The following is a 25697-nucleotide window of genomic DNA, read 5'->3' on the forward strand; positions in this document are numbered from 1 at the left end:
GGAGGAACATCATTCGGACGGGGCGCCCGGGATACGCGGTGAAACGTCGCCGACATCGCCGCACTGCGCACGGTGGCGCAGCGCCTGGTCGATCAGCACCAGCGCGACCATCGCCTCGCAGATCGGCGTGGCACGGATACCGACGCAAGGGTCGTGGCGGCCGGTGGTGACCACCTCCACCGGGTTGCCGTGCACGTCCACGCTGTCCACCGGCAGGCGCAGGCTGGAAGTGGGCTTGAACGCGACCGAGCAACGCAACCGCTGGCCGGTACTGATGCCGCCCAGGATCCCGCCCGCGTGGTTGGATTCGAACCCGGACTGGCGGATGGCGTCGCGATGCTGGCTGCCCTTCTGCCCGACACAAGCGAAACCGTCGCCAATCTCCACGCCCTTGACCGCGTTGATGCCCATCAACGCGCCAGCCAACTCGCCATCGAGCTTGCCGTAGATCGGCTCGCCCCACCCCGGCGGCAACCCGTCGGCGATGACGTCTATCCGCGCACCGACCGAATCACCGGACTTGCGCAGCGCGTCCATGTACGTCTCCAGCGCCAGCACCTGCGCGGCATCCGGCCAGAAGAACGGGTTGTCTTCGACCACCGAAAAGTCAATGGCGCCGGGCGTGATATCGCCGATCTGCGACAGGAATCCCTGCACCCGCACGCCATATCGATCAGCCAGCCACTTCTTCGCGATCACCCCGGCGGCGACCCGCATCGTGGTCTCGCGCGCGGACGAGCGACCGCCACCGCGCGGGTCGCGGATGCCGTATTTCTGCCAGTAGGTGTAGTCGGCGTGACCGGGGCGGAACTGCTCGGCGATCTTCGCGTAATCCTTGCTGCGCGCATCGGTGTTGCGGATCAACAGCGCGATCGGGGTCCCGGTGGTGACGCCTTCATGCACGCCCGAGAGGATCTCGACCTCATCGGCTTCATGCCGGCCGGACGTATGCCGGCTCTTGCCGGTGGCGCGACGGGCCAGGTCGTGGCGGAAGTCGTCCGCGGCAATCGCCATGCCCGGGGGACAGCCATCGATCACGCAGCCGATCGCCGGCCCGTGGCTTTCGCCGAAGGTGGTGACCGCAAATAACTTCCCGAAGGTGTTGCTGGCCAATGGCTACTCCGCGCTGACCCGACGCCGGACATCGGCCAAGGCCTTGATCCTCGCATGGTGGGCGAGCAGGTCCGCGCGCTCGGCCACGAAGATGCCCATCTGGCCCACCTTGAACTCGACCCATGCCAGCGGCAATTCCGGCAACAGCGCCACCAGCGCACGCTCAGCTTCTCCCACCTCGCACACCAGCAGGCCAGCCTCGGAGAGGTGCCTGGGCGCATCGCACAGGATTTCTAGTACGAGGTCCAGGCCATCGTCGCCGGCCCGCAGGCCCAGCTCGGGCTCGTGGACGTACTCGGCCGGCAGCGCGTCGGTCTCGTCGTTGGTCACGTAGGGCGGGTTGGTCACGATCAGGTCATAGACCTCGCCGTCCAGGTCACGGAACAGGTCCGACTTGCGCAAGGTGACATTGTCGGCCAGCAGGCGCGCCTTGTTCTCGGTCGCCAGCGCCAGCGCGTCGTCGTCGATGTCGACCCCGTCGACGTGCCACTGCGGATGGTAGTGGGCGGTCGCAATGGCGATGCAGCCCGAGCCGGTGCACAGATCGAGCACGCGGTTGATCTCGCGCCCGCCCAACCAGGGCTCGTAGCTGGCTTCGATCAGTTCGGCAATTGGCGAACGCGGCACCAGCGCGCGCGGATCGCTCTTGAAACTCAGCCCGGCAAACCACGCCTCACCGGTCAGGTAGGCCGCCGGGATACGCTCGTTGACGCGACGCTCGAACAGCGCCAGCACCTCGCGCTTCTCGTCGCTGGTCACCCGCGAGGCGCCATACACCGGGCTCAGGTCGTGCGGCATCCGCAGGACATGCAGTACCAGTTGGGTCGCCTCATCCAGTGCGTTGTCGTAGCTGTGGCCGAACGCGAGGTCGGCGTGGCCGAAGCGGCTACCGCCAAAACGGATCAGGTCGATGATCGAGACTTGCTCGAAGCAGGCGGAGCCGAAATCGGCGCGTTCGACGGTCATGGCGAGGGGTTCGACGGATGGGCGGCAATTATAGCCGCTGCGGCCCGCTATCATGGGCGTTGCCTTCGCCTCAAGACGGTCAACCATGTTCAACCGCAACACCATCATCATCCTCGTCATCGCAGTCGCCATGGGGCTGGGCTTGTGGGCCTCGCAAAGCTATTTCAGCCAGTCGGGTTCTCCGTCCTGGCCGGAGACCCGGGCGGTGAGCCTGTTCGATCCGCCACGCAACCTGCCCGACTTCAGCCTGCGCCAGTCCGACGGCACCCAGTTGGTGCCCGGCGAACTGAAGGGCCACTGGACCCTGGTATTCCTGGGTTTCACCCACTGCCCGGACGTGTGTCCGTTGACCCTGACCCAGATGGCGCAGGCGCAGCAGCAATGGGAGTCGATCCCCGACGCGATCCGCCCGCGGGTGCTGTTTATCTCGGTCGATCCCGAGCGCGATACCCCTGACCGGATTGGTGAGTACGCCAATGCCTTCCACCGCGACACGCTTGCCGCCACCGCGGACATCCCGGCGCTGGAGAACTTCGCCCGCTCGTTGAGCCTGGTGTTCGTCAAGGTGGCGCCGGAAGATGGCGCGCCCGCCAATCAATACTCGGTCGATCACAGCGCCACGATGGCGGTGCTGGATCCCCAGGGACGCATGGCCGGTGTACTGCAACCACCCTTCGAACCCAATGCGATCGCCGCCGACATGGCCGCGCTCACCAGCGCCGCGGCACCCTGAGCGATGAGCCTGGCCACCCGCATCACCCACCTGCTGCCGCATCGCCTGCTGTCCGGGCTGGCGCGACGGATCGCCTACTCCGACCATCCACGCACCAAGCAATGGCTGATCGACACGGTGACCCGCAAGTTCGGGGTCAATCTAGACGAGGCGCTGCAGTCGGATCCGAGTGCCTATCCGACCTTCAATGCATTCTTTACCCGCGCCCTGAAGCCGGAGGCCCGACTGCCCAATCCCGATCCGCGTGCGTTGCTGATGCCGGCGGACGGGCGCATCAGCCAATGCGGGCAAATCGGCAGCGCGGGTGAGGATGCCGGCAGGATCTTCCAGGCCAAGGGCCAGTCATTCACTGCCGCGGAACTGCTGGGTGACGAGCAAGCGGCGCGGGCATACGACGGCGGCCTGTTTGCGACCGTGTACCTGTCGCCGAAGGACTACCACCGCGTGCACATGCCATGGAGCGGCCGGCTGCGCGAGACCGTGCACGTGCCGGGAAGGTTGTTCAGCGTCGGTCCGGCCGCAGTGCAACACGTACCGCGCCTGTTCGCCCGCAATGAGCGGCTGGCCTGCCATTTCGACACCGACTTCGGCCCGATGGCCATGGTGATGGTCGGCGCGATGCTGGTGTCGGGGGTCGAGACCGTGTGGAGCGGCGAGGAGATCCCGGCCTATGGCCGCGCCATCAAGCACAAGGACTACCGCGGCGAGAACATCACCGTGGCGCGCTTCGAGGAGATGGCCCGGTTCAACTATGGCTCAACGGTGATCGTGCTGCTGCCAACGGGGGTCGCCGAACTGGCGCCGGGCCTGTCGGCGGAATCCCCGGTACGGCTTGGCCAGCGGCTGGCAACCCTGCGCGGCTGAGTTTCCGTCAGCCGCGACAACCAGCGAGCACAAGTGATTGCCCGGGACTAAGCCGATGTTGCGGGCCCTTGATGTCGTTGGCCCGCACCAGTTCACCCACGTCACACTGGAACTTCTTCGCAATCGAGGCCACGGTCTCGCCGCGCTGGACCTGGTAGTGCCGCGGCGCGTCCGCTGCCGGGAGCGCTGAAGAAACCGCGGCAGGCACCATCGGCCCCACCTGGACCACAGGCGCAACCTGCCCGCTCACGATGGCCATTGCCGGGTCACTGGCCACCAGCTCGCGCGCCATGTCCGCAAGCCGGCCATCCACGCACTGGCGCTTGTACAAGCCAACGATCCGGTTGGTGGCCTCCAGGACGGTGCCGGCGGGCAGCCAGTCATCGGCGCGATAACGCGGGTTGAGGTTGCGCAATACTCGCATGTAGCCCTCGCGCGCGCGCCGATTGCCCAGGCAAATGGTCAACTGGTAGATCGACGCAGGCTGTTCCAGCCGCAGCTGTGAGGGCTCCGGGTCAAGCTTCGACAAGGTCAACCCATACTCCCTGGGATGCAGGAACAGCCAGGCGGCCGCAATCACCATCGGCACGTAGTCCCGTGTCTCCGGCGGAAACTGATGGTAGACATCCTCGTGCCAGAAGCTTTTGCCGGGGTTGGCCTGGTGGATTCGCCGCGCTCGCCCTTCGCCGCCGTTGTACGCCGCCAGCGCCAGTTCGATATCACGATTGAGCTCACCCATCCGCTCGTTGAGATAGGCGACGCTGGCCTCGGAAGCCGCATATGGGTCGTAGCGCGTATCGAAGCCGGTGCCGTCGTCGCCCAGGCCAAAACGCTGGCCGGTGGCATACATGAACTGCATCGGCCCGGCCGCGCCTGCGCGCGAAGTCGAATGCACGCGGCCGTTGGACTCCTTGGCCAGGATGCCGAACAACAACGCTTCCGGCAGCCCGGCACGCTCGTACTGCGGCCACATCAGGTGGCGCATGTACTGGTAATTTTCGTAACTGGTCAGGAACGCGCCGCGCATATCGGTCAACCAGCGGCGGATCCCCTCCTGGACGGCCGGGTTGTACTGGACCATCCGGTCAAAGTGGTGGCCATTGTCGGCCCCCAGCAAGCTGGCAGCGCGGGCGGCTTCCGGCACGTCGCCGGACACCGTGCCGGGGGCGGTGGGCAGAACCGACGGATCGATATGGTGCCCGATCTCCCGCTGCGCCAGAGACTCCTCGGCCAGCAAGTCCTCATCGGCTTCCAGGTCGGCGTTGAGCTTGAGCAGGCGCTCGTAGGACGTCAGCAATGACGGTACCGAGCACCCCCGCTGCGCGGCGCAGGCCACAACCACGTCCTCCATGTCTTCCAGCGCCGTATTGGCCTGTGCAGGACCCGCCGGGTCGGCGTTGCCGATCTTGACCAGCGCGTCGCGGTAGCCGGACTCCGCCACTTGCATGCGCTGATGGATGTCATCAACGGCCGCCTGGTCCCGACTGGAAATCGCGCCTGCATCAAACGGGACCAACACCAACAAAGAGACGACAAGCAGCGCCGCAGCGCGCGGAAAACAGGCATTCACGGACATGGATGGCAACAAGAGGGATTCGTGCTTCAGAGTAGTCGGGCCGATGGGATGCCGCAATTGCAGGGACGCAGCAATTCCGGTGACCCGTCACAAGCCATAGAATCAACCGCAATCCATCAAGGAAGTCGATATGCCACCCATCCCCGCGCCGATCCTGGTCGGCAAAGCCGTCACCACGCCCGATTCATTGCCCGAAAGCCGTGGCCAGGTATTTCTGCAGCCGCGGCTCGCCAATCGCCATGGCCTGGTCGCCGGCGCGACCGGCACCGGCAAGACCGTGACGCTGATGACGCTGGCAGAGGGGTTTTCGAGGATCGGGGTGCCGGTGTTCATGGCCGACGTCAAGGGTGACGTGGCCGGCCTTGCCATGCCCGGCACGACCAGCGAGAAGCTGCAGGCCCGGCTCGACCAGATCGGCATCAACGATTACGCCAACGAAGGCAACCCGACGGTGCTGTGGGACCTGTTCGGCAAATCCGGCCACCCGGTCCGGGCGACCGTGAGCGAAATCGGCCCGACGCTGTTGTCGCGCATGCTCGAACTGAACGACACCCAGTCCGGCGTGCTCGACATCACCTTCAAGCTGGCCGACGACCGCGGGCTTTTGCTGCTCGACCTGGCCGACCTGCGTGCGCTTCTCAACCTGGTGTCCGAGCAGCGCAAGGCCATCTCGACCGAGTACGGGCTGGTCAATACCGCGTCGATTGGCGCGATCATGCGCGCGTTGCTGCGACTGGAATCCGACGGCGGCGAGATGTTCTTCGGCGAACCGGCGCTGGAACTGAGCGACCTGATCCGCACCACCACCGACGGTCGCGGGGTGATCAACATCCTGTGTGCCGAGACCCTGATCCTGAAACCCCGGCTGTACTCCAGCTTCCTGCTGTGGCTGTTGTCGGAGCTGTTCGAGCAGTTGCCCGAAGTCGGCGACCTGGACAAGCCCAAGCTGGTGTTCGTGTTCGACGAGGCACACCTGTTGTTCGAGGATGCGCCCAAGGCGCTGCAGCAGCGGGTCGAGCAAGTGGTACGGATCATCCGTTCCAAGGGCGTGGGCGTGTACTTCTGCTCGCAGTTCCCCGACGACGTGCCCGACGACATCCTAGGCCAGCTCGGCAACCGGGTGCAGCATGCCCTGCGCGCCTTCACCCCGCGCGACCAGAAGGCGGTGCGGACTGCGGCGCAGACTTTCGTCAGCAACCCGGCATTGGACGTTGCCGAGGCGATTGGCCAGCTGGGCACTGGCGAGGCACTGGTATCTACGCTGCAGGACAAGGGCATCCCGATGCCCGTGGAACGCACGTTGATCGCGCCCCCACGCTGCCGCATGGGCGCGCTCAGCGAACTGGAACGCACCCAGGTCCGTGCCGGCAGCCCGGTCGGCGCGAAGTACGACCAGCGCGTCGATCGCGAATCGGCGATGGAAATACTGGCCGGCAAGGCGGAAGCGGCGACCGAGCAAGCCGAGGCGCCGCCGGCCAAGGCGGTCGAGGATGATGAAGGCGGTTTCGGCACGGCCATCCGCAACGCCGTGTTCGGCACCAAGCGTCGCCAGGGCATGGTCGAAACCATGGCCAAGCAGACCGCGCGCACGGTCGGCAACCAGATCGGCCGCAAGATCCTGCGCGGCCTGCTGGGCGGCATCTTCGGCGGCCGCCGCTGACGTCGGCGTTTCATTCACTTACGCGCAAGTACGTTCACCCGCACCAAGTTCCCACCGAAAGGAGTCACTACATGACCAAGTCGCTGCTTGCCCTCGCCTGCCTGACCGTGCTCACTGTCGCCGCCTGCAAACCCCAGTCGGCCGAGCCGGCCGCGGACACGCCTGCCGTCACCGAAACCACGCCGGCCGCAGTCGATGTCGTTTCCACCGGCGACAACCAGCCCTCCGACAACGCCAACTTCGACATGCGCGGTTTTGCCGGCACGTTCAGCGCCACCCTGCCGTGCGCCAGCTGCCCGGGCATCGACACCACTCTGGTGCTCAACGCCGACGGCAGCTACGAGTTGAGCGAGACCTACCAGGACGAGGACGGCGCACCGGTCAGTACGGATGGCACCTGGACGGTCCTGGCCGAGCAGATCCGCCTGGATCCCAACAGCAAGTCCGAGCCGGACTGGCTGTTTGCGATCACCTCACAGCAGGAGATCACCTTGCTTGATGCGTCGGGCAACCTGGCGGAAAGCGGACTGGATTACAGCCTCGACCGCCAGGCCGCAAACTGACGGCGACTGCGTGTTTCCAGACCAGCTGATGCCAGCGCCTGCCAAGGAGTGAAACCCGTGCAACCTGCCCCCGTCCCTCCCGCGCCCGCGGTACCCTTCTGGCATCGCCTGCGCGAAATCAGCTCGTACCCGGTGCGCGGAGCCGCGTTATACAGCCTGCTGGCGTTGACCTTTGCCAGCTTGCTCGGATTGATCCCAGTGATCGGCTGGGTGGTTCTGATCCTGGTCTGGGTTGGCGCCTACAAGTACGCGTTCGAGATCCTGCAGGCCACTGCCGACGGACGCATGGAAGCGCCCGAGGGGATGCTGGGGGTCGACAACGGCGTCGTCCTGCGACTGCTGCTCATGCACTTAGTCTTCCTGCTGGTAATCATGATCGCGATGGAGGTTGGCGGCCCGGGCATCGGCCTGGCAACGATCGCCTTCATCGCGTTCCTGCAGCCCGGTTGCGTGATGTCATTGGCCATCGACGGCAGCCTGCCACATGCACTCAACCCGGCGACTCCCTTGCGCCTGGTCCAGCGGATCGGCTGGCCATACCTGGCGGTGGTCGGCTTGCTGTTCGTGATCCAGGCCAGCAAATTCACCGCGACCGTCTGGCTCGCCAAAGTAATGCCGCCGGTGCTGGTCGACCTGGCAACGACTGCGGTCGCGTTCTGGGGTCTGTTCGCCGCCTTCCACCTGATGGGTTATCTGGTCTACCAGTACCACGAAGTACTGGGCTACCAGCCAGTTGGCCCACAGGCGCTGCCGGGTCGCCACACCCCTGACGCCGACCTTCTGGCCGAGGCCGAAGGCTACGTGCAGGACGGCCAACTCGACACCGCGCTGGAACTGTTGCGTGGCGAGATCCGCAGCCGTGCGGTCAGTGTTGAAACCCACGACCTGTACCGTCGCTTGCTGCTCCGCAACGGCGATGCTGCCGCAGTATCGGAGCATGCGCGCGAGTACCTCAATGTGCTGTTGCTGGAGAAGCAGGATCGGCGCGCACTGGGCTTGTTGCGCGAGTCGCTCGACGCCAATCCCGATTTCGTGCCAATGCAGGTCGAACATGCCGAGCACCTGATCGAGCGTGCCCGCCTCGCCGGCCAGAACCAGCTTGCGCTCGATTGTCTGCAGCCGCTGCTACGTGCCCATCCACGGCACCAGGCTGCACCGCGCTGGGGCCTGGACGCGGCGCTGTTGATGGTTGACAGGATGGACCGCGACGAAGAGGCACGCGCATTGCTGCAGCAGGCGCGCGACCGCTGCCAGGACAGCGGGGACGACGGGCTGCTGACCAGGATCGAAGCCGCTCTGACTGCCTTGCAGGTGCCGGCAAACGGCTAGGACCACCCGGCAGTCATGCCGTGGACGTCCCATCACCATGGCCCGCCGCCTGGCCGGCCAGCAGGAACTGCGCCTTGGTCGCCTGCGGCTGTTGCGGGTAACGCTTCACCAGCATCCGCAGCGCCCGGGCATGGGCCTCGGCCTGATGCTCATCGCGCCGGGCCAACGCCAGCTGGAACCACAGCCGTGCCTGCTCCGGTGCGTCCGCGGCCGAGCCGATGGACGCCAGTCCCGCCTCGGCAGCGTCGAGTTCACCGACCTCCAGCCAGCGCCGCACGAGCGTCGTGCGCAAGCCCGGGTCCAGGACGATCCCGGCATCGTCCAATTCCAGCAGCACGGTGCGCTGCGCCGCGACTTCATCAGCATCGACAACAGGGAGCTGGAGCAGCCCGGTCGCGCGCTGCGCCACTGCCTCGGCTTGCTTGCCATTGCACGCGACCCGATAAAGTGCCAGCCGCACCTCGAACCGTTCGGGTTGTTCCCGCGTCAAATCAAGCAGCAGCGTTTCGGCCTGCAGCAATCGCATACGACCAAGATCGGCTTGCGCGCGCTCCCAGCGATCATCAGGTAGTGCGGCCGCATCATCCTTGCCGATGAACCCGTTGCGCACCTGACCCAGGCCCACCAGCACCATCCCCATCAGGGCGCCGCTGATGATCCCGCCCGCGTGGGCGTCGAACCCGACCCCGAGATCTTCATTGACCAGCAGGTTGTAGACCTCCCAGCCCAGCCACAGCGGCAGCAACCAGATTGCCGGCGCGCGCACGTAGTCGAATACCACCCCGAACCAGTAGAAGAAGCGCACCGGCTGGCGGCCCCATACCACGCAGAACGCGCCCATCAACGCCGCCACCGCGCCCGATGCACCCAGGCCGCCACTGGCTTCGCCCCAGCGCCACAACAGCGACACTGCACTGGAGGCGAGCGCGCCAAGCAGGTACACGCCCATGAAGCGACCCGAGCCAATCGCACCTTCGACCAACAATCCCAGTGCAAGCAGGAACAGCATGTTTCCAACCAGATGCATCAGCCCGCCGTGCAGGAACGCCGAACTCAACATCCGCCACGGGTCGACCTCGGAACTTCGCAGCAGGTGGCGCAGGGTGAATACGTCGCCCAGCAACGCGTCGTACTCCACCCGCAGCGGCTGCCACGCCTGGAAGTCGGCAACCTGGTCGAACCCCTCGCCCGACTGCAGCATGGCGACAAATACGACGTCGGTCAGCGTGATCCTGGCCACGTAGGCCGGTCGCGCCGACGTCGACACCCGCTCGAATTCCGCCAGCGCATCCGCCTGGCTGGTCCCGAGCAAGTGGCGCTCGTAGGCCGGGACTTCGTAACGTCCGAGATCCGCATCCAGGTAATGTTGCTGTGCGCGCAGCATCGTGGCGTTGTCGCCGACTTGCCAGCCAAGGAACACCAGCACATTGATCGCGATCAACACCACCGTCACGAACGGGAACGTGGCGCGGGTGAGCGGGCGATGGAGTGGCAGGATCAGCATGAAAGACGACAATGGCCGGGCAGGACGCAAGATTCCGCGATTCGACCGTCAAAGCGCAAGCCACCGCGCCGGGATGATCGTCCGCCCTGCAAACCTTCTTCACCGACCGCATGGAGTCCTGATGGGCCGTTGGCGTCCTCCCGCAGCAAGCAGTACTGCCCTGATCACCCGCCAGGGCCATGATCGGCTCAAGGCCGAGCTGGAGCAGCTGTGGCGATTCCAGCGCCCGGAGGTGGTCAAGGCCCTCGCGGCTGCCGCGGCCGAGGGCGATCGCTCGGAGAACGCGGAGTACACCTACCGCAAGAAGCAGCTCGGCGAGATCGACCGGCGCGTCCGCTACCTCAGCAAGCGACTGCCGGCACTGCGGGTGGTGGAATCCACGCCATCCAACCCGGACGCGGTGTACTTTGGCGCCACGGTCGATGTCGAAGGCAGCGGCAGCGGCAGCGGCGAGACCTTCCGCTACCGCATTGTCGGCCCTGATGAAACCGACGCGAAGCTGGGGTGGATCAGCATCGATTCACCGCTCGCCCGGGCAATGCTGAAGAAGTGCCTGGACGACGAGATCCAGGTGCAACTTCCGGCCGGTCCGCAGCATCTGGTGATCGTGCGGGTGCAGTACCCGGACTGACCGCAGCAGCTCCGCGCCCACGGCCTGGAGGCTACCCGTCTTGCACCATCGTGCGTGTTTCACGCCTCAATGTTTTCAGTCGCTCGACACGAGCATTTCCCACCGGCCCTCAAGCTCGAATAACGTCAGCGGGTCCGGCGTGCCGGACAGATATATCGGCGCAGCCAGCCGGACAAAGCGCAATTCGGGGCCGTAGACGTAGACCTGCTGGCCGTTATCGAGCGTCGCCGGCTCGCTACGCACCACCACCTGCTCGCCGGCGTCCAGATCCCAGCTGATACGCAGGGTTCCCTGCCCCGCCGCATCGTCGTACTGCTCGACGGACAACTCGACCAACCGCAGCTTTTGCACGGCGGCATCATAGCGATAGCGGTAGCTGCTCACGCGGACGGAGCCCTCACCAGCGAACTGTTCCACCACCAACTGCCCGTTATCAAAGCTGAGCGACACCGAGGATTGTGGCGTGGCCGCCAGCGGGGCCTCGCCCAGCAAGTGCGCACCTAGACGTGCGGGTTCCCCGCGACCTTCGATGACGCCCAGCACCCGCTGGTTGCTGTCGGTGGCGACATAAACCAGCTCCGCCCGCCCATCGCCAGTGAGGTCCACGTCCAGCCGCGCCCCCAGCTCCAACGCGCCCAGATAAACCCGAAGGTCCTCATCGCCGATGGCCGCCGCGCCGTACGCCAGCGCCGGCAACAGCAGACCGGCACAGCAGGCCACACAGGGCACCAGCAACCACTTCATGCTGCCTCCACGGCATGCGGTCGGCACGCGCCAGGCCGTGGCCCGGTGCGTGCATTGTCGACCCTACATAAGCAGATACGCGGTGTGCGCCCGTGTCAGGCCACCGGTAGTTCAATCCCCGAAGGAAACCTCGCCGAACAAGTCGTGCTCGTCGCTGCCCATGATCTCCACGTCGGCAAAATCACCCGGCTTCAGGCCGGCGAAGTAGCCGTTCTGGATTTGCACCACGCCGTCGATTTCCGGCGCATCGGCCATCGAGCGGGCAATGGCCAGTTCGCCATCGACGGCATCAACGATGCAACGCTGCACGCTGCCGACCTTGGCCTCAAGCTTCTCGGCGGAGATCCCGGCCTGGCGCTGCATGAAACGCGCCAGCCGCTCCTGCTTCACGTCCTCGTCGACCGGGTCCGGCAGCTCGTTCGCCTTGGCACCGGTAACCGGCGAATAGGCAAATGCACCAACGCGATCAAGCTGCGCCTCGTCGAGGAAGTCCAGCAACTCCTCGAACTCCGCCTCGGTCTCGCCCGGGAAGCCGACGATGAACGTCGACCGGATCGTCAGCTCGGGGCAAACCCTGCGCCAGTTCTGGATGCGCGCCAGTGTCTTGTCGATCGCTCCCGGGCGCTTCATCAGCTTCAGCACGCGCGGGCTGGCGTGCTGGAACGGGATATCCAGGTAGGGCAGGATCTTGCCATCCGCCATCAGCGGAATGATGTCGTCCACGTGCGGGTACGGATAGACGTAGTGCAGTCGCGTCCACAGGCCCAGCTCGCCCAGCCCTTCGCACAGCGCTTTCATCCGGGTCTGGTAGCTCTTGCCGCGCCACTCGTGCTCGGCATAGCGCACGTCCACACCATAGGCCGAGGTGTCCTGCGAGATCACCAGCAGCTCCCTGACCCCGCCCATCGCGAGCTTCTCGGCCTCGCGCAGCACCTGGTCGATCGGCCGCGACACCAGGTTGCCGCGCATCGAGGGGATGATGCAGAAGCTGCAACGGTGGTTGCAGCCCTCGGAAATCTTCAGGTACGCGTAATGCTTCGGGGTCAGCTTGATGCCAGTGTCCGGCACCAGGCTGATGAACGGATCGTGCCGCGGCGGCACGGCGGCATGCACGGCGGTCAGCACGCTGTCGTAATCCTGCGGGCCGCTGATCGACAGCACGCCCGGGTGCGCCTCGCGAATCACCTCGGCGCGCTTGCCCAGGCAGCCGGTCACGATGACCTTGCCGTTCTCGGCCATCGCCTCGCCAATCGCGTCCAGCGACTCGGCCACGGCCGAATCGATGAAGCCGCAGGTGTTGACCACCACCACGTCGGCATCGTCATAACTGGGCACCAGGTCGTAACCCTCCACCCGCAGCTGGGTGAGGATACGCTCGGAATCGACCAGTGCCTTGGGGCAACCAAGGCTGATGAAGCCGACTTTCGGGGTTTTGGACAGCGTGTCTTGCAGGGGCATGTTGCGACCAGGTAGCGAAGGTTTTCCGATGCGAGAGGCGACGGCAAAGGTGAAGTGCGAATTATAACCTTGGCGTTAGAATCAACCCGAAAGACCACCCAGCCAAGCTGAACGGAGCCGACATGAACCGTTGGATTGATCTGGAAACCCCCCACGGTCCCGTACGTGCGTGGCGCTGCGAGCCGGCCGGACCGTCACGCGGCGCGGTGGTGGTGATTCAGGAGATCTTTGGTGTCAACCGCCATATCCGCCATGTTGCCGAGCAGTTTGCGCAGGACGGCTTCATCGCCATGACCCCCGCGTTGTTCGATCCGGTCGAGAAAGCGGTGGAACTGGATTACGACGCGGCGGGCATCGCCCGTGGCCGAAAGCTGGCCAACGCCGTGGGCATTGAGGCGGCAGTCGACGTAGTCGGCACCGCCGCCGACCAGTTGCACAGCGAGGGTTTGCGTACCGGCGCGGTGGGATTTTGCTGGGGTGGCACCGTCGCCCTGCTCGCCAATACCCGCCTCGGGCTGCCTGCGGTCAGCTACTACGGGGCCCGCAACGTGCCGTTCCTCGATGAGCCGCTACGCGCCCCCATCCAATTCCACTTCGGCCAGCGCGACCGCAACATCTCCGCCGCTGACGTGCAGCTGCACCGCGACAAGCACCCCGGCGCAACTATCCACGTCTACCCGGCCGGACACGGCTTCAACTGCGAGTTGCGCGATGACCACGAGCCTGCCAGCGCAACCCTGGCCTGGCAACGCACCACCGGATTCCTGGCGGAGAACCTGCGATGAGCCACCGACAAGACCACGGCTGGCAGCTCGATCCACGGCTGGCCGATGACACCCACCCGGTCGCGATGCTGGGGCTGAGCGAGTTGCGCCTGATGGACGATGCCAACCACCCCTGGCTGATCCTGGTGCCACGGATCGAACACATGGTGGAGTGGATCGACCTGGACCCCGACCAGCAAACGGAACTGACCCGCGAAATCGCCCTCACCAGCCGGGCGCTGCAACAGGCCTTCCGCCCCAACAAGCTCAACGTCGCCGCCCTCGGCAACCAGGTCTCGCAATTGCACGTGCATGTGATTGCACGTTTTGAAAGCGACATCGCGTGGCCTCGGCCGGTCTGGGGCACGGTCAGCGCCAAGCCCTACTCGCCTGAGTTACTGGTCGAGCGCGTGAAGCGATTGCAGGCCGCACTGCAAAGCTGAGAGCCATCGCGCTGTGACGATTCGACGGGCCGGCTGGGGATCACTTGCGTCACATTTCTGCTAGCTTCCAGACATTCCCACCGTGGGGCACGGGTGCGGAATTTCAGTTACGTAAATAATGAACAGGGGAAGGGGACGCATGAAAAACTGGAACATCCTGAGGGCGCTGCAGGTCGGGTGTATCGCTTTACTGGCGGGCACCGCGAACGCTGGCGAACCGATCCCGATCGACGACTTCGCCCGCGTGCCGGCCATGCAATCGCCGTCAATGAGTTCCGACGGCAATAACCTGGTCGCAATCGTCGCATCGCCCGGCAGTGATTATCAGGAAACCGCGCTGGCCACCTGGAGTCTCGACGATCTTGCCGCAGGTCCGACAATCACGCCGTCCGGAGACCGCATGAAGTTCATCGCGGCCAACGCACTCAAGGCGAACCAGGTATTCGTATTGGCACGCCAGGAGTGGACCGGCCAGCTGGGTGGTTGCGGCGAGGGCAAGACCACCGGCGCGACCAAGACGTTTGTGGTCAAGGCGTATTTGACCGACACCAGCCACGACGAGTTCAGTGAAGCATTTGCCGACAACACCCGAACCATCGGCATCAGCAAGCAAACCAAGCGCTGTCTCGAAATCGCCGGCACGGCATCGCTGGTCCATACGCTGCCACTGGATCCGAAGCGGGTAATCGTCTCCCAGCTCAACGAACTGACGCTGTCCTCCAATTACTACAAATACAACCTTCGCACCGGAGAAACGGAGCTGCTGTTTCGCGGCAGCGGTCGCAGTAGTCCCGGCCTGTTCCATCCAGGCACCGGCGAACTGCTGACCCGTGTCCAGATCGATTCGGCCGGGCGGGACGAGTACCAGCAAAAAATACTGATCCGCAATCCTGAAAGCGGAAGTTTCGAAGAACACCCGGCGCTGATGACGAATCTCACCGATCGTTACACCGTCGAAATTGTCGGCATCGACGAAGCCAGCGGCAAGTTCTACGTATTGAGCGACCTGTCATCCGACCGCGTGCAGGCGAAGATGTACGACCCGCAAAAACGCCAGTTCGACGACGAGCCACTTGCGGCGCATCCGGAGTTCTCGATCGGGGCGCTTATCTTCGGCAGGCAACCCCATAACTTCAACCGCGTACTGGGTTTCGTGGTGGACGGGCCACAGCGCAAGGCGGTCTACGTCGATCCGGAGATGAAGGCCGTTCACGACGGCCTTCAACAAGCGTTCCCGGGACAAAGCGTCAGCATCATCGATTACAACGACACCATGTCCCGTGTGTTGTTCAGCGCCAGCAGTGCAAGCCACCCACCGTCGTATCACGTGCTGACGGACAAGAAGCAGGTGGTTTCGCTGGGAGGCCAGCGCCCATGGATCGATCCGGAGCAGATCGGCGAGCAACAATGGGTCAGCTATAAAGCGCGCGACGGCCGTGAGATTCCTGCTTTGCTGGACTTCCCGGTGGACTGGAACAAGGGCGATGCGCCACTGCCGGCGATTGTTCTCCCACATGGCGGACCTTGGGCTCGTGACTATGGCGGTTGGGACGGATCGGGATGGGTCCCGTTCTTCACATCACGCGGCTATGCCGTATTACGTCCCCAGTATCGCGGTTCGACGGGGCTCGGTCGGGATCTGTGGATTGCCGGTGATGGCCAATGGGGCCTGGCGATGCAGGACGACAACGACGATGGCGCCGAATGGCTGGTCTCGCAAGGCATTGCCGCCGCGGACAGAATCGCGATCTTTGGCTACTCCTATGGCGGGTTCGCCGCTGCAGCGGCCGTCGTGCGCGATGACTCCCCTTATCAGTGCGCCATTTCCGGTGCGCCGGTCACCAATCTCGCTCGCCTCGGGACGTCATGGAGCCAGAATCGCCTGCAGCGGATCCTGCAGGCCAGCACCGTGAAGGGAATGGACCCGATGCAGCACACCGACGCCGCACAGCTCCCGGTACTGCTGTATGTCGGCGACCGCGACGTCCGCACGCCGTCGTTCCACGCCCGCGACTTCTACAACGCGGTCAAGGACAAGGTGCCGGCGCAATTCAAACTGGTCCCGGACATGCCGCACAGCATGCCGTGGTACCCACGACACCACACAACGACGTTGACCCTGATCGAGAACTATCTGTCCGAGGACTGCGGCCCCCAAGGGCTGTGACCTGGCCGCAACTCCGGCTAGGGGCGCGAAGCAGAGTTCTGGCGGTAAGTTGTACTTGCTGAACGAAAGATATATGTTCGGTTAACAAAAGCCTAACGAGGGGAAGGAAATGGGACGGAAGTCGATTGACATGAAACGTTTGCCACTTGCGGCGGCGGTGCTGATATGCCTGTACGCATCCAGTGCACTGGCACAGGACACGACCCCGGCGACCGATGCTGAACAACTGGATGAGCAGGGACAACAGGAGCAGCAAACGCAGCCGGAAGCAGCATCCGCCGATCCCGTCGAGCTGGACCGGGTGACGGTTACCGGGTCACTGCTGCGTCGCACCGAGTACGTATCAACTTCCCCGGTCCAGGTCATCACTGCCGATACCAACGTGGCCATCGGACAGGTCACCGCCGCCGAGTGGCTGCAGAAATCAAGCGTGGCTTCCGGCTCGACCCAGATCAAGAACCAGTTCAGCCGATTCGTGGTTGAAGGCGGTACCGGCGTGGAGACCTTGTCGCTGCGCGGCCTGGGTGCCAACCGTACGCTGGTCCTGCTCGATGGCCAGCGCCCTGGACCGGCCGGAACCCGCGGCCAGGTTGGCGCGTTCGACCTGAACGTCATCCCCTCGTCCATCCTGCAACGCGTCGAGATCGTCAAGGATGGCGCGTCGTCCATCTACGGCTCCGACGCGGTCGCCGGCGTAGTCAACATGATCACCCGCAAGAGCGTCGACCGGCCGGAGCTTTCCATCACCGTTCGCCAACCGTTCGATAGCGGCGGCGAGGTGTACTCGGTCTCCGGCGCCACCGGCTGGAATTTCGACAGCGGCAGCATTGTCCTGGCCGGTGAGGGTTATCTGCACAAGGAACTGACCCTTGGCGACCGCGACTACTTCAAGTGTGCACAGGACCTGGCTTTTGACGGCCCTGGCGGCAAACGCCTTGACCGCGAAGACCGCTCGATCATTGGCGGCACCGCGCTGGGCGGCTGCAGTGCCGGAAACCTGTACGCAAACACGGTGATCGATGCCGGATACGGCACCCGTTATATTCCTTCCCCCGACGGCGTCACGATCGGAATGATCCCGGGCTACCGGCCGCGGAACAATCCGAACTATGCGAACTCCGACCAAGCCTATTTCGAAGATGTGTTGAACTACGATTTCATGGGTTCGCAGCAGGTAATCGACAAGCAGGAGCGCTTCAGTATTTACGGCGCGACCGACTTCGGATTTGACAAGGTCAATTGGAAGACCCAGTGGCTGTACAACAAGCGCAAGACCACCACCCACTCCTATCGCCAATTCTTCCCGCTGGTCGGTGGCGCTTCGTCCGTCGAACCCTTCGGCACTACCGCGTACACCTACGCCAATTCGCCGGATTATGTCAGCCCGGTTCTGTCCGGCCTCGCCCAGCCGATCATGCCGTTCATGTCGGACAACGAGATCGAGGTCGACTATTTCTACGGCGCCACGAAGCTCGATGGCCTGTTCTCGGCCACCGATACCTGGGGATGGCAAGTCAACGGCAACTACAGCCGTTCCGACGGTGACTACAGCAACTTCGGGATCGTTGCGTCGCGGTCCGGTGACGTGCAATTCGACGACACCGCCCCGCGCGTCGACTACTACGACCCGGGCTTCCTGAGTGGCGAGCGGATGGGCGAGCTGGCCGATACGGTTGGTCAATGGCATACCGGCAACACGGTTTACGATCAAGCGACCGTCAATTTCATCGTCACCGGTGATCTGTTCGAGATCCCGGCCGGCGTGATCCCGGGCGCATTCGGCATCGAGTACCGCCGCTACAGCATCGACGACCAGCCGAGCGACCTGTCACGTAACGGAGACCTGTGGGGCTCAAGCTCCGCCCAGGTGACCAAGGGTGATGACAGCGTCCGCGAGATATTTGGCGAAGTCGAGGTGCCATTGCTGACCGGCAAGCCCGGTTTCGAGTCGCTGTCGCTCAATGCGTCGGCGCGGGCGTTCGAGTACGACTCGGTCGAGGGATCGGACAACGTGTGGAAGTTGGGTCTGAACTGGCAGGTCAACTCTGTGATGCGTCTGCGCGCCACCCGTGGCACGTCCTTCCGTGCGCCTGGCCTGTACGAGCTGTACCTGGGTGACCAGACCGGCTTCCAGTCGCAGCTCGCCATCGACCCGTGCATCCTCTGGGGCGAAAGCAACAACGACTTCATCAGGGCCAACTGTGCAGCCACCGGCATTCCGGACACCTATACCGGCGCGGCATCGTCGGCCACGGTCGTCTCCGGTGGTGGTTATGGCACGCTCACTCCCGAAAACTCCAAGGCATTCACCGCGGGGATAGTGCTCACGCCATCGTCCTCCAACTTCAGCGTAGCGCTCGATTACTTCAACTATGAGATCCGGGACCAGATTGGCCAGCTGTCGACCGGAACTATCCTGTCCGGCTGCTACGGCGCTCCCATCTTCCCGAACAACTTTTGCGACCTGTTCGATCGCAACGCGGCGGGCCACCCTACCGAGCCATTCAAGATCGAAGAGGTTCGTAACCAGTACATCAACATCAACCGTCAGCAGGTCCGTGGCTACGACCTGCTCCTGAATTACGACAATGATTTCTCCTTCGGCAAGCTTTCCCTGGAGAGCCAGATCACCTATACGATGGAGGACGTATCACAATTTTTTGATACGGCAGAGGAGAGCGGCTTCAGCTCCTCCAACCTGGCCGGTTACATCGGCCGTCCGAAGTTGACCGGCAACCTGGGTGCCCGTCTAGAACGGGGCGACTGGACATACTTCTGGAACACGGAATACATCCACCAAACCAAGAACCGGGATCTGACCCCAACCTACACCTACCAGGGGCGGCCGAACGCGTGGCGCGACATCTGGGCCGACAAGGCCTTCTACCACGATTTTTCGGTCCGCTACAGCCAGGACGACTGGTCGATTCTGGTCGGTATCCGCAATCTGCTGGACAAGGATCCACCGCGTATCTCGGGTGGCGTAGGCACGACCACCGGCAACGTACCCACGTTCGCAACCCAGTATGACTATTACGGACGCACCGGTTTCGTGCGCATGGAGTACAAGTTCTGACCGGGAACCGGCCTTAAACAATAAAAAGAGAGGGTGGCATGCGCCACCCTCTCTTTTTTTGTACCACCGAAAAAACCGCCAATCAGGTGCGCGGTAGCGTGACTCCGCGCTGGCCCTGGTACTTGCCACCGCGATCCTTGTAGGACGTCTCGCAGACGTCGTCGGCGTCAGCCTGAAAAAACAGCATCTGCGCCACGCCTTCGTTGGCGTAGATCCGCGCCGGCAACGGGGTGGTGTTGGAAAATTCCAACGTCACGTGGCCTTCCCACTCCGGCTCCAGCGGGGTCACGTTGACGATGATCCCGCAACGCGCGTAGGTGCTCTTGCCCAGGCACACCACCAGGGTGTCACGCGGGATGCGGAAATACTCGACCGTGCTGGCCAGTGCAAACGAGTTGGGCGGGATGATGCACTCGTCGGCCTCGATGTCCACGAAACTGCGCGGGTCGAAGTTCTTCGGGTCGACGATGGTGGAATTGATGTTGGTGAAGACCTTGAACTGGCGCGAGCAGCGCACGTCGTAACCGTAACTCGACGTGCCGTAGCTGACGATGCGCTCGCCGTTCGCCTGCTTCACTTGACCGGGCTCGTATGGCTCGATCATTGCCTGCTGTTCGGCCATCTGCCGGATCCAGCGGTCGGATTTGATGCTCATGCAGTACTTCCCCGTGCGATCGGGCCAAGCCCCGGGGCAACCCCGTCGGGCGAAAGCAGATGATTGTAATGCCTATAGCAGCGACGCCGAGATTGACGGAGTAACCCGCGGCCGCATGGCCAGTCGTATCGCGATCTGCCGGGCCGCATCGCGATACGCCTTCGCCGCCGCCGAGTCCGGTTGGGCGAGCACGACGGGCACGCCGGCATCGCCCTGCTCGCGTATCGAGCGCTCCAGCGGCAAGCTGCCCAGCAACGGCACGTCGTACTGGCTGGCCATGCGCTGCCCGCCACCTTCGCCGAATACGTGTTCCGCATGACCGCAATTGCTGCACACGTGGACGGCCATGTTCTCGATCAGGCCCAGCACCGGCACCTCCACCTTCTCGAACATCTTCAGTGCCTTCTTGGCATCCAGCGTCGCCACATCCTGCGGTGTGGTCACGATGACCGCACCGGCCACCGGGATCTTCTGCGCCAGGGTCAACTGGATATCGCCCGTACCCGGCGGCAAATCGACGATCAGGTAATCCAGGTCGCTCCAGCGCGTTTCGTTGAGCAACTGGGACAACGCCGAAGTCGCCATCGGCCCGCGCCAGATCATCGGGGTGTCCTGCTCGACCAGGAAGCCGATCGACATCGCCTCCACGCCATGGGCCCGCATCGGCTCGATCGACTTGCCGTCCGGGCTGTCCGGGCGGCCACTGATGCCCAGCATCATCGGCACGCTGGGGCCGTAGACGTCGGCATCCAGCACCCCGACCTTCGCGCCATCGGCCGCCAATGCCAGCGCCAGGTTCACCGCCGTGGTCGACTTGCCCACACCGCCCTTGCCCGAACCCACCGCGATCACGTTGCGAACCTTCTGCAACGGCGACAACTTCGGCTGCACAGCGTGGCTGCTGATGCGCTGGGTCAGCTCCAACCGGGTCAAGGACAAGTCCTGCTCGGCCAGCAGCGCCTTGACCGCCGCCTCCAGTTCATCGTGCAGCCAGGCGATCGGCACCCCGAGGTCAATCGCCACCGCGACGCTGCCATCGGCCTGCGCCACCCGTACGCGCGCGCCAGTGGCAGCCATCGTGGTGTCGGTTCCCGGCAGCGGCAACGCGCCGATACGGGTCTGGAGTGAATCGGTCACGGCGGGCCTCTTTATGGAGTCATGTTCTGGTTGCCTATTGTGGCAGCGCCACGGCAAGAGTCACTGACATGGATCAATCGCGACACTTGATGAACCGCAGCGGCAGGTTATCGCGGATTACCGGCCGGATACGGTATAAAGATCGGCACTGTCCCCTGCTTCCGGAGGAAACCATATGCGTATGAAGTTGCTCGCGTTGCTGCTGGTACTGCCGATGTCTGCACTCGCCCAGCAAACCCCGATTGGCACCTGGACGACCATCGACGATGACACCGGCAAGGCCAAGTCGACGGTAGAGATCTACCAGGCCGACAACGGCACGCTCTCCGGCCGGGTGCTCGAAGTGATGCAGTCCGCACAGGGCGACAACCCGGTTTGCAGCGAGTGCGACGGCGAACGCAAGAACCAGCCCATCGAGGGAATGGTGATCCTGTGGGATGCCAAGCAGGACGGCGCCGTCTGGAAGGGCGGCAAGATCCTCGACCCGGCCAAGGGCAAGGTCTACTCATTGAAATTGCAGCCGGTCGATGACGGCGCCAAGTTGGAGATCCGCGGCTTCATGGGCTTCTCGCTGCTCGGCCGCACGCAGACCTGGGTTCGCAAGTAACGCCGATCGCAAGCGTTACGCGCACGGCTTGTACCCCTCGACGGCCCGCTCTTGCGGGTCGTCTTCGTTGGCGCGGGTGCCGGACTGGCGGGCACGAACCGGCCGTAGCCTGACGGGTGGGGCAGCCGCTGGCGCATGCAATAATGAAGGTTCTGTCACCGCCGATCCCACCCATGTCCCGCGAGCTCCTCGTCACCTGCGCCCTACCCTATGCCAATGGCCCGCTGCATCTGGGCCACCTGGTCGGTTACATCCAGGGCGACATCTTCACCCGCGCGCAGCGCCTGTCCGGAAACACCGCCCACTTCGTCTGTGCCGACGACACCCACGGCACGCCGATCATGCTGGCGGCGGAAAAGGCCGGAATGACACCTGAGGCCTACATCGCCGGCATCCAGGCCAGCCATGAGCGCGACTTCGCCGACTTTGGCGTGGCGTTTGACCATTACGACTCGACCAACTCGCCGCGCAACCGCGCCTTGACCGAGGCGATCTACACCAAGCTCGACAACAACGGCCACATCAAGCGGCGCTCGGTTGCCCAGCTGTACGACCCGGCCAAGGGCATGTTCCTGCCCGACCGCTTCGTCAAGGGCATCTGCCCCAACTGCAACACGCCCGACCAGTACGGCGACAACTGCGAACACTGCGGGGCGACCTATTCGCCGACCGAGCTGAAGGAGCCGCGCTCGGTGGTCAGCGGCGCGGAACCGGAGCTGCGCGAGTCGGAGCACTTCTTCTTCGAGGTCGGCGATTTCGACGCCTTCCTGCGCGACTGGCTGTCCGGCGATGTCGCCAATCCGGGAGTCAAGGCCAAACTGCAGGAATGGCTGGATGCCGAGGGCGGCCTGCGCGCCTGGGACATCTCCCGCGATGCGCCCTACTTCGGCTTCCAGATCCCCGGCCATCCGGGCAAGTACCTGTATGTCTGGATCGACGCACCGATTGGCTACCTGGCCAGCTTCCAGGCGCTGTGCGAGCGCGAGGGGCTGGATTTCTTCAGCTATCTTGCCCGCGACAGCCAATCGGAGCTTCACCACTTCATCGGCAAGGACATCGTCAACTTCCACGGCCTGTTCTGGCCGGCCGTGCTGCACGGAGCGGGTTTCCGCGCGCCGACCCGATTGCACGTCAACGGCTACCTGACCGTGGACGGCGCCAAGATGTCCAAGTCGCGCGGCACCTTCGTGATGGCGCGCACCTACCTCGATGTCGGCCTGGAGCCGGAAGCGCTGCGCTACTACTTCGCGACCAAGACCTCCGGCGGCGTGGACGACCTGGATCTCAACCTGACCGACTTCACCGCGCGGGTGAACGCCGACCTGGTCGGCAAGTTCGTCAACCTCGCCAGCCGCTGCGCGGGATTCATCAGCAAGCGCTTCGACGGTCAGCTCGCCGATGCCTTGCCCGACCCGGCGATGTACGCGCGCTTCGTCGAACAACTGGCGCCGATCGCAGCCGCCTACCACCGCAACGAAGCTGCCACCGCGCTGCGGATGACGATGGCCCTGGCCGACGAGGCCAACCGCTATATCGACGAGCACAAACCGTGGGTGATCGCCAAGCAGGAAGGCGCGGATGCGCAACTGCAGGCGGTGTGCAGCCAGGGCCTGAATCTGTTCCGCGTGCTCAACACCGCGCTCAAGCCGGTGCTACCCCGGGTCACGACGCAAGCCGAAGCATTCCTCGATGCGCCGGTAGCCGATTGGCGCACGCTGGACGCGCCACTTGTTGGCCACCGCATCCACTCCTATTCACCGTTGTTTACCCGGATTGACCCGAAGCTGATCGATGCCATGACCGAAGCCAGCAAGGATTCCATGAAAGCACCCGATGCCCCGCAAACCCCGGCGAACGTCACGCCGACATCCATCGCCCAGCCCGCTCCGGCCGCTACGGCGAAGCCGGCAACGCCCGATGCATCGCAGGCCGCCACCATCGGCATCGACGACTTCGCCAAGCTCGACCTGCGCATCGGCAAGGTGCTGGTCTGCGAATTGGTCGAAGGCTCGAACAAGCTGCTGCGCTTCGAGCTCGACGGCGGCGATCTGGGCACCCGGCAGATCTTTTCCGGTATCCGCGCGTCGTACCCGGAGCCAGGCAAACTGGTCGGCCGCAACGTGGTGTTCATCGCCAACCTCGCGCCGCGCAAGATGCGGTTCGGGATGAGCGAGGGCATGATCCTCTCCGCCGGTTTCGACGCCGACGCGCTGGCCTTGCTGGATGCCGACAGCAGCGCGCAGGCTGGCATGCCGGTGCGTTGATAACGTTCCAGGTAACGCCATGGCCGACCTGACCGAGCGACTCGACCGCCTGTTGCCGCAAACCCAGTGCGGCCAATGCGGTTATCCGGGCTGCCGGCCGTACGCCGAGGCGATGGCGGCAGGCGATGCGGATATCGACCGCTGCCCTCCCGGCGGCGATGCCGGCGCACTAGCGCTGTCCCGGGCGCTCGGCGTCGAGCCCAAAACCTTCGACCGCCATCGCGGCGAGCACACACCGGCCCAGGTCGCGCTGGTCATCGAGGACGACTGCATCGGTTGCACCAAATGCATCCAGGCCTGCCCGGTCGATGCGATCGTGGGCGGCGCCAAGTACATGCACACGGTGATCGAGCCGCTATGCACCGGTTGCGAATTGTGCGTGCCTGCCTGCCCGGTGGATTGCATCACGATGGAGTTTGTGGCTCCTCTAGCGGCGGAATCGAGTCGCTGAGCGCGGCTTCACAAGCCGAGCAGATACGCTCGACCTGATAACCGTGATCGCGCAGCAGCTCCACGACGCCGTCGTCCCCGAGCAGGTGCAAGGCACCGACCACCACCATGACATCATCATGATGATTCTCATCGAGCATCTGTCGTAGCTGGGGCAGCCACGACAGGTTCCGCTCCTGGTTGATGGCCCGGTACGTCTGCGGGGTCTTTTCCAGCATTTCCTGCCGGGTCAGGGCATCCAGCGCTTCAATGTCACCGTCGCGCCAGACCTGGTGCAGATCGGCCAGCATCGCGGGCATCTCCTGCGGGCGGTCGATAAAATCCTTCAGCCCGATCACCTGCTCGTGCATCGGTGCGGCGTCCAGCGCCTGCAATTGGTCATCAATCGACTCAAGCCCGGAGGTCGGCTTGCCGGAGCTGGCCGCGCGCTCCATCAAATGACGATCCAGCCCCAGCTCGGCGCTGAAGCCCAACGATCGTGACAAGCCCAGCATCAGCGACAAATTCACGAACCAGGGGTTGTAGTGGTTCACCTGTTCGAGCCCGCTGCCCTGCCGGGCCAACAATCGGTGCAGCTTCTCGCGCAGTCGCGGCGGCAGCACGTCGGCGAGCACCCGTCCGTCCTCATAGCCGGCGGCCTCAAGGAATTTTTGCCCCGTCGTCGGGTCATCAAGCTCGGCAGGCGCAACCTCGAATACGATCCGGTCCGCCAGCTCATACGCGGCATCAATGTCGCCCGATAGCGGGTAGTCATCCTGCTTCAGCAAGTGGAACGATCCCAGCAGGTAGATCGCATTGTCGGCATCGGAGACTTTCCACAGCAGCGGCACGGGCGGGCTGTACGGCGGCAGCTCGGCAATCTCCACCCCGGTCGGCGGCGGCAAGGTGTCCTGCAGCGCCTCCACGGTACCGACGGCTCCCGCCGACACCGTGGCGCACACGGCCAGCAGCCCGGCCAGCACGATCCTCACTGGTTGCATGTCGCTACTCGGC

22 protein-coding genes are annotated in these 25697 nt (G+C 64.2%); 13 read left to right on the forward strand and 9 right to left on the reverse strand.

Features of this window, described 5'->3' with window-relative positions; translation table 11 throughout:
• Positions 1 to 9: 9 nt before the first annotated feature.
• Positions 10 to 1113 carry a chorismate synthase gene (gene aroC, locus ACW5DN_RS05525; RefSeq protein ID WP_456961736.1) on the reverse strand — a complete coding sequence of 368 codons (1104 nt, stop codon included), beginning with the start codon at positions 1111 to 1113 and terminating at the stop codon, positions 10 to 12.
• 3 nt (positions 1114 to 1116) lie between these two features.
• Positions 1117 to 2079 carry a 50S ribosomal protein L3 N(5)-glutamine methyltransferase gene (gene prmB, locus ACW5DN_RS05530; protein ID WP_456961737.1) on the reverse strand — a complete coding sequence of 321 codons (963 nt, stop codon included), beginning with the start codon at positions 2077 to 2079 and terminating at the stop codon, positions 1117 to 1119.
• An 85-nt stretch (positions 2080 to 2164) separates the two neighbouring features.
• On the opposite strand from prmB, the gene ACW5DN_RS05535 reads away from it, so the two are divergent.
• Both ACW5DN_RS05535 and asd read left to right on the forward strand, forming a co-directional pair.
• Positions 2165 to 2812, forward strand: a complete 648-nt coding sequence (locus ACW5DN_RS05535; protein ID WP_456961738.1) for an SCO family protein — start codon at positions 2165 to 2167, stop codon at positions 2810 to 2812.
• A gap of 3 nt (positions 2813 to 2815) precedes the next feature.
• Positions 2816 to 3676, forward strand: a complete 861-nt coding sequence (gene asd / locus ACW5DN_RS05540) for an archaetidylserine decarboxylase (protein ID WP_456961739.1) — start codon at positions 2816 to 2818, stop codon at positions 3674 to 3676.
• Between the two features lie 7 nt (positions 3677 to 3683).
• Here asd and ACW5DN_RS05545 read toward each other — a convergent pair whose 3' ends face one another.
• Positions 3684 to 5252 (reverse strand): transglycosylase SLT domain-containing protein, encoded by a 1569-nt coding sequence (locus ACW5DN_RS05545; protein WP_456962969.1) that lies wholly within the window; start codon positions 5250 to 5252, stop codon positions 3684 to 3686.
• 130 nt (positions 5253 to 5382) lie between these two features.
• Between ACW5DN_RS05545 and ACW5DN_RS05550 the strand changes: the two genes are divergently transcribed.
• From ACW5DN_RS05550 to ACW5DN_RS05560, 3 genes are all read left to right on the forward strand, one after another.
• Positions 5383 to 6912, forward strand: coding sequence for a helicase HerA-like domain-containing protein (locus ACW5DN_RS05550; protein ID WP_456961740.1), 1530 nt, complete (start codon positions 5383 to 5385; stop codon positions 6910 to 6912).
• A 71-nt stretch (positions 6913 to 6983) separates the two neighbouring features.
• Positions 6984 to 7475: a copper resistance protein NlpE gene (locus tag ACW5DN_RS05555; RefSeq protein ID WP_456961741.1), complete on the forward strand. Its 492-nt coding sequence runs from the start codon at positions 6984 to 6986 to the stop codon at positions 7473 to 7475.
• Positions 7476 to 7532: 57 nt separating this feature from the next.
• Positions 7533 to 8804 carry a hypothetical protein gene (locus ACW5DN_RS05560; RefSeq protein WP_456961742.1) on the forward strand — a complete coding sequence of 424 codons (1272 nt, stop codon included), beginning with the start codon at positions 7533 to 7535 and terminating at the stop codon, positions 8802 to 8804.
• A 13-nt stretch (positions 8805 to 8817) separates the two neighbouring features.
• Here ACW5DN_RS05560 and ACW5DN_RS05565 read toward each other — a convergent pair whose 3' ends face one another.
• A complete protein-coding gene (locus tag ACW5DN_RS05565) occupies positions 8818 to 10308 on the reverse strand; it encodes a rhomboid family intramembrane serine protease (protein ID WP_456961743.1) in 1491 nt (496 codons plus the stop codon).
• 121 nt (positions 10309 to 10429) lie between these two features.
• Here ACW5DN_RS05565 and greB point away from each other — a divergent pair, with 121 nt between their 5' ends.
• Positions 10430 to 10939, forward strand: coding sequence for a transcription elongation factor GreB (gene greB / locus ACW5DN_RS05570; protein WP_456961744.1), 510 nt, complete (start codon positions 10430 to 10432; stop codon positions 10937 to 10939).
• 75 nt (positions 10940 to 11014) lie between these two features.
• Here the strand turns inward: greB and ACW5DN_RS05575 are convergent, their stop codons facing one another.
• Positions 11015 to 11683 carry a hypothetical protein gene (locus ACW5DN_RS05575; protein ID WP_456961745.1) on the reverse strand — a complete coding sequence of 223 codons (669 nt, stop codon included), beginning with the start codon at positions 11681 to 11683 and terminating at the stop codon, positions 11015 to 11017.
• Between the two features lie 111 nt (positions 11684 to 11794).
• A complete protein-coding gene (rimO, locus tag ACW5DN_RS05580) occupies positions 11795 to 13141 on the reverse strand; it encodes a 30S ribosomal protein S12 methylthiotransferase RimO (RefSeq protein ID WP_456961746.1) in 1347 nt (448 codons plus the stop codon).
• Between the two features lie 122 nt (positions 13142 to 13263).
• Between rimO and ACW5DN_RS05585 the strand changes: the two genes are divergently transcribed.
• The 4 genes from ACW5DN_RS05585 to ACW5DN_RS05600 all read left to right on the forward strand — a co-directional run bounded on the left by ACW5DN_RS05585 (position 13264) and on the right by ACW5DN_RS05600 (position 19591).
• Positions 13264 to 13926 carry a dienelactone hydrolase family protein gene (locus ACW5DN_RS05585; protein WP_456961747.1) on the forward strand — a complete coding sequence of 221 codons (663 nt, stop codon included), beginning with the start codon at positions 13264 to 13266 and terminating at the stop codon, positions 13924 to 13926.
• The gene (locus ACW5DN_RS05590) at positions 13923 to 14348 is read left to right on the forward strand and encodes an HIT family protein (RefSeq protein ID WP_456961748.1); all 426 of its coding nucleotides are present in this window, start codon (positions 13923 to 13925) and stop codon (positions 14346 to 14348) included. The genes ACW5DN_RS05585 and ACW5DN_RS05590 overlap by 4 nt, the downstream gene beginning before the upstream one ends.
• Before the next feature lie 139 nt (positions 14349 to 14487).
• Positions 14488 to 16515, forward strand: coding sequence for an alpha/beta hydrolase family protein (locus ACW5DN_RS05595; RefSeq protein ID WP_456961749.1), 2028 nt, complete (start codon positions 14488 to 14490; stop codon positions 16513 to 16515).
• A gap of 130 nt (positions 16516 to 16645) precedes the next feature.
• On the forward strand, positions 16646 to 19591 hold the full coding sequence (locus tag ACW5DN_RS05600) for a TonB-dependent receptor plug domain-containing protein (RefSeq protein WP_456961750.1): 2946 nt from the start codon (positions 16646 to 16648) through the stop codon (positions 19589 to 19591).
• A gap of 82 nt (positions 19592 to 19673) precedes the next feature.
• On the opposite strand, the gene dcd is transcribed toward ACW5DN_RS05600, so the two are convergent.
• The gene (gene dcd, locus ACW5DN_RS05605) at positions 19674 to 20246 is read right to left on the reverse strand and encodes a dCTP deaminase (protein WP_456961751.1); all 573 of its coding nucleotides are present in this window, start codon (positions 20244 to 20246) and stop codon (positions 19674 to 19676) included.
• A 72-nt stretch (positions 20247 to 20318) separates the two neighbouring features.
• Positions 20319 to 21383 (reverse strand): iron-sulfur cluster carrier protein ApbC, encoded by a 1065-nt coding sequence (gene apbC, locus ACW5DN_RS05610; RefSeq protein WP_456961752.1) that lies wholly within the window; start codon positions 21381 to 21383, stop codon positions 20319 to 20321.
• A gap of 175 nt (positions 21384 to 21558) precedes the next feature.
• Here apbC and ACW5DN_RS05615 point away from each other — a divergent pair, with 175 nt between their 5' ends.
• The 3 genes from ACW5DN_RS05615 (at position 21559) to rnfB (ending at position 24705) form a co-directional block, all read left to right on the forward strand.
• Positions 21559 to 21990, forward strand: a complete 432-nt coding sequence (locus ACW5DN_RS05615) for a DUF2147 domain-containing protein (protein ID WP_456961753.1) — start codon at positions 21559 to 21561, stop codon at positions 21988 to 21990.
• Between the two features lie 173 nt (positions 21991 to 22163).
• Positions 22164 to 24254: a methionine--tRNA ligase gene (gene metG / locus ACW5DN_RS05620; protein ID WP_456961754.1), complete on the forward strand. Its 2091-nt coding sequence runs from the start codon at positions 22164 to 22166 to the stop codon at positions 24252 to 24254.
• 19 nt (positions 24255 to 24273) lie between these two features.
• Complete coding sequence (gene rnfB, locus ACW5DN_RS05625; protein ID WP_456961755.1) at positions 24274 to 24705, forward strand: Rnf electron transport complex subunit RnfB; 432 nt, start codon at positions 24274 to 24276, stop codon at positions 24703 to 24705.
• Here the strand turns inward: rnfB and ACW5DN_RS05630 are convergent.
• Positions 24659 to 25684, reverse strand: coding sequence for a TraB/GumN family protein (locus ACW5DN_RS05630; RefSeq protein ID WP_456961756.1), 1026 nt, complete (start codon positions 25682 to 25684; stop codon positions 24659 to 24661). The two genes, rnfB and ACW5DN_RS05630, sit on opposite strands and share 47 nt — an antisense overlap.
• Between the last annotated feature and the right edge of the window lie 13 nt (positions 25685 to 25697).

Source organism: Lysobacter sp. A289 (genome assembly GCF_054072675.1).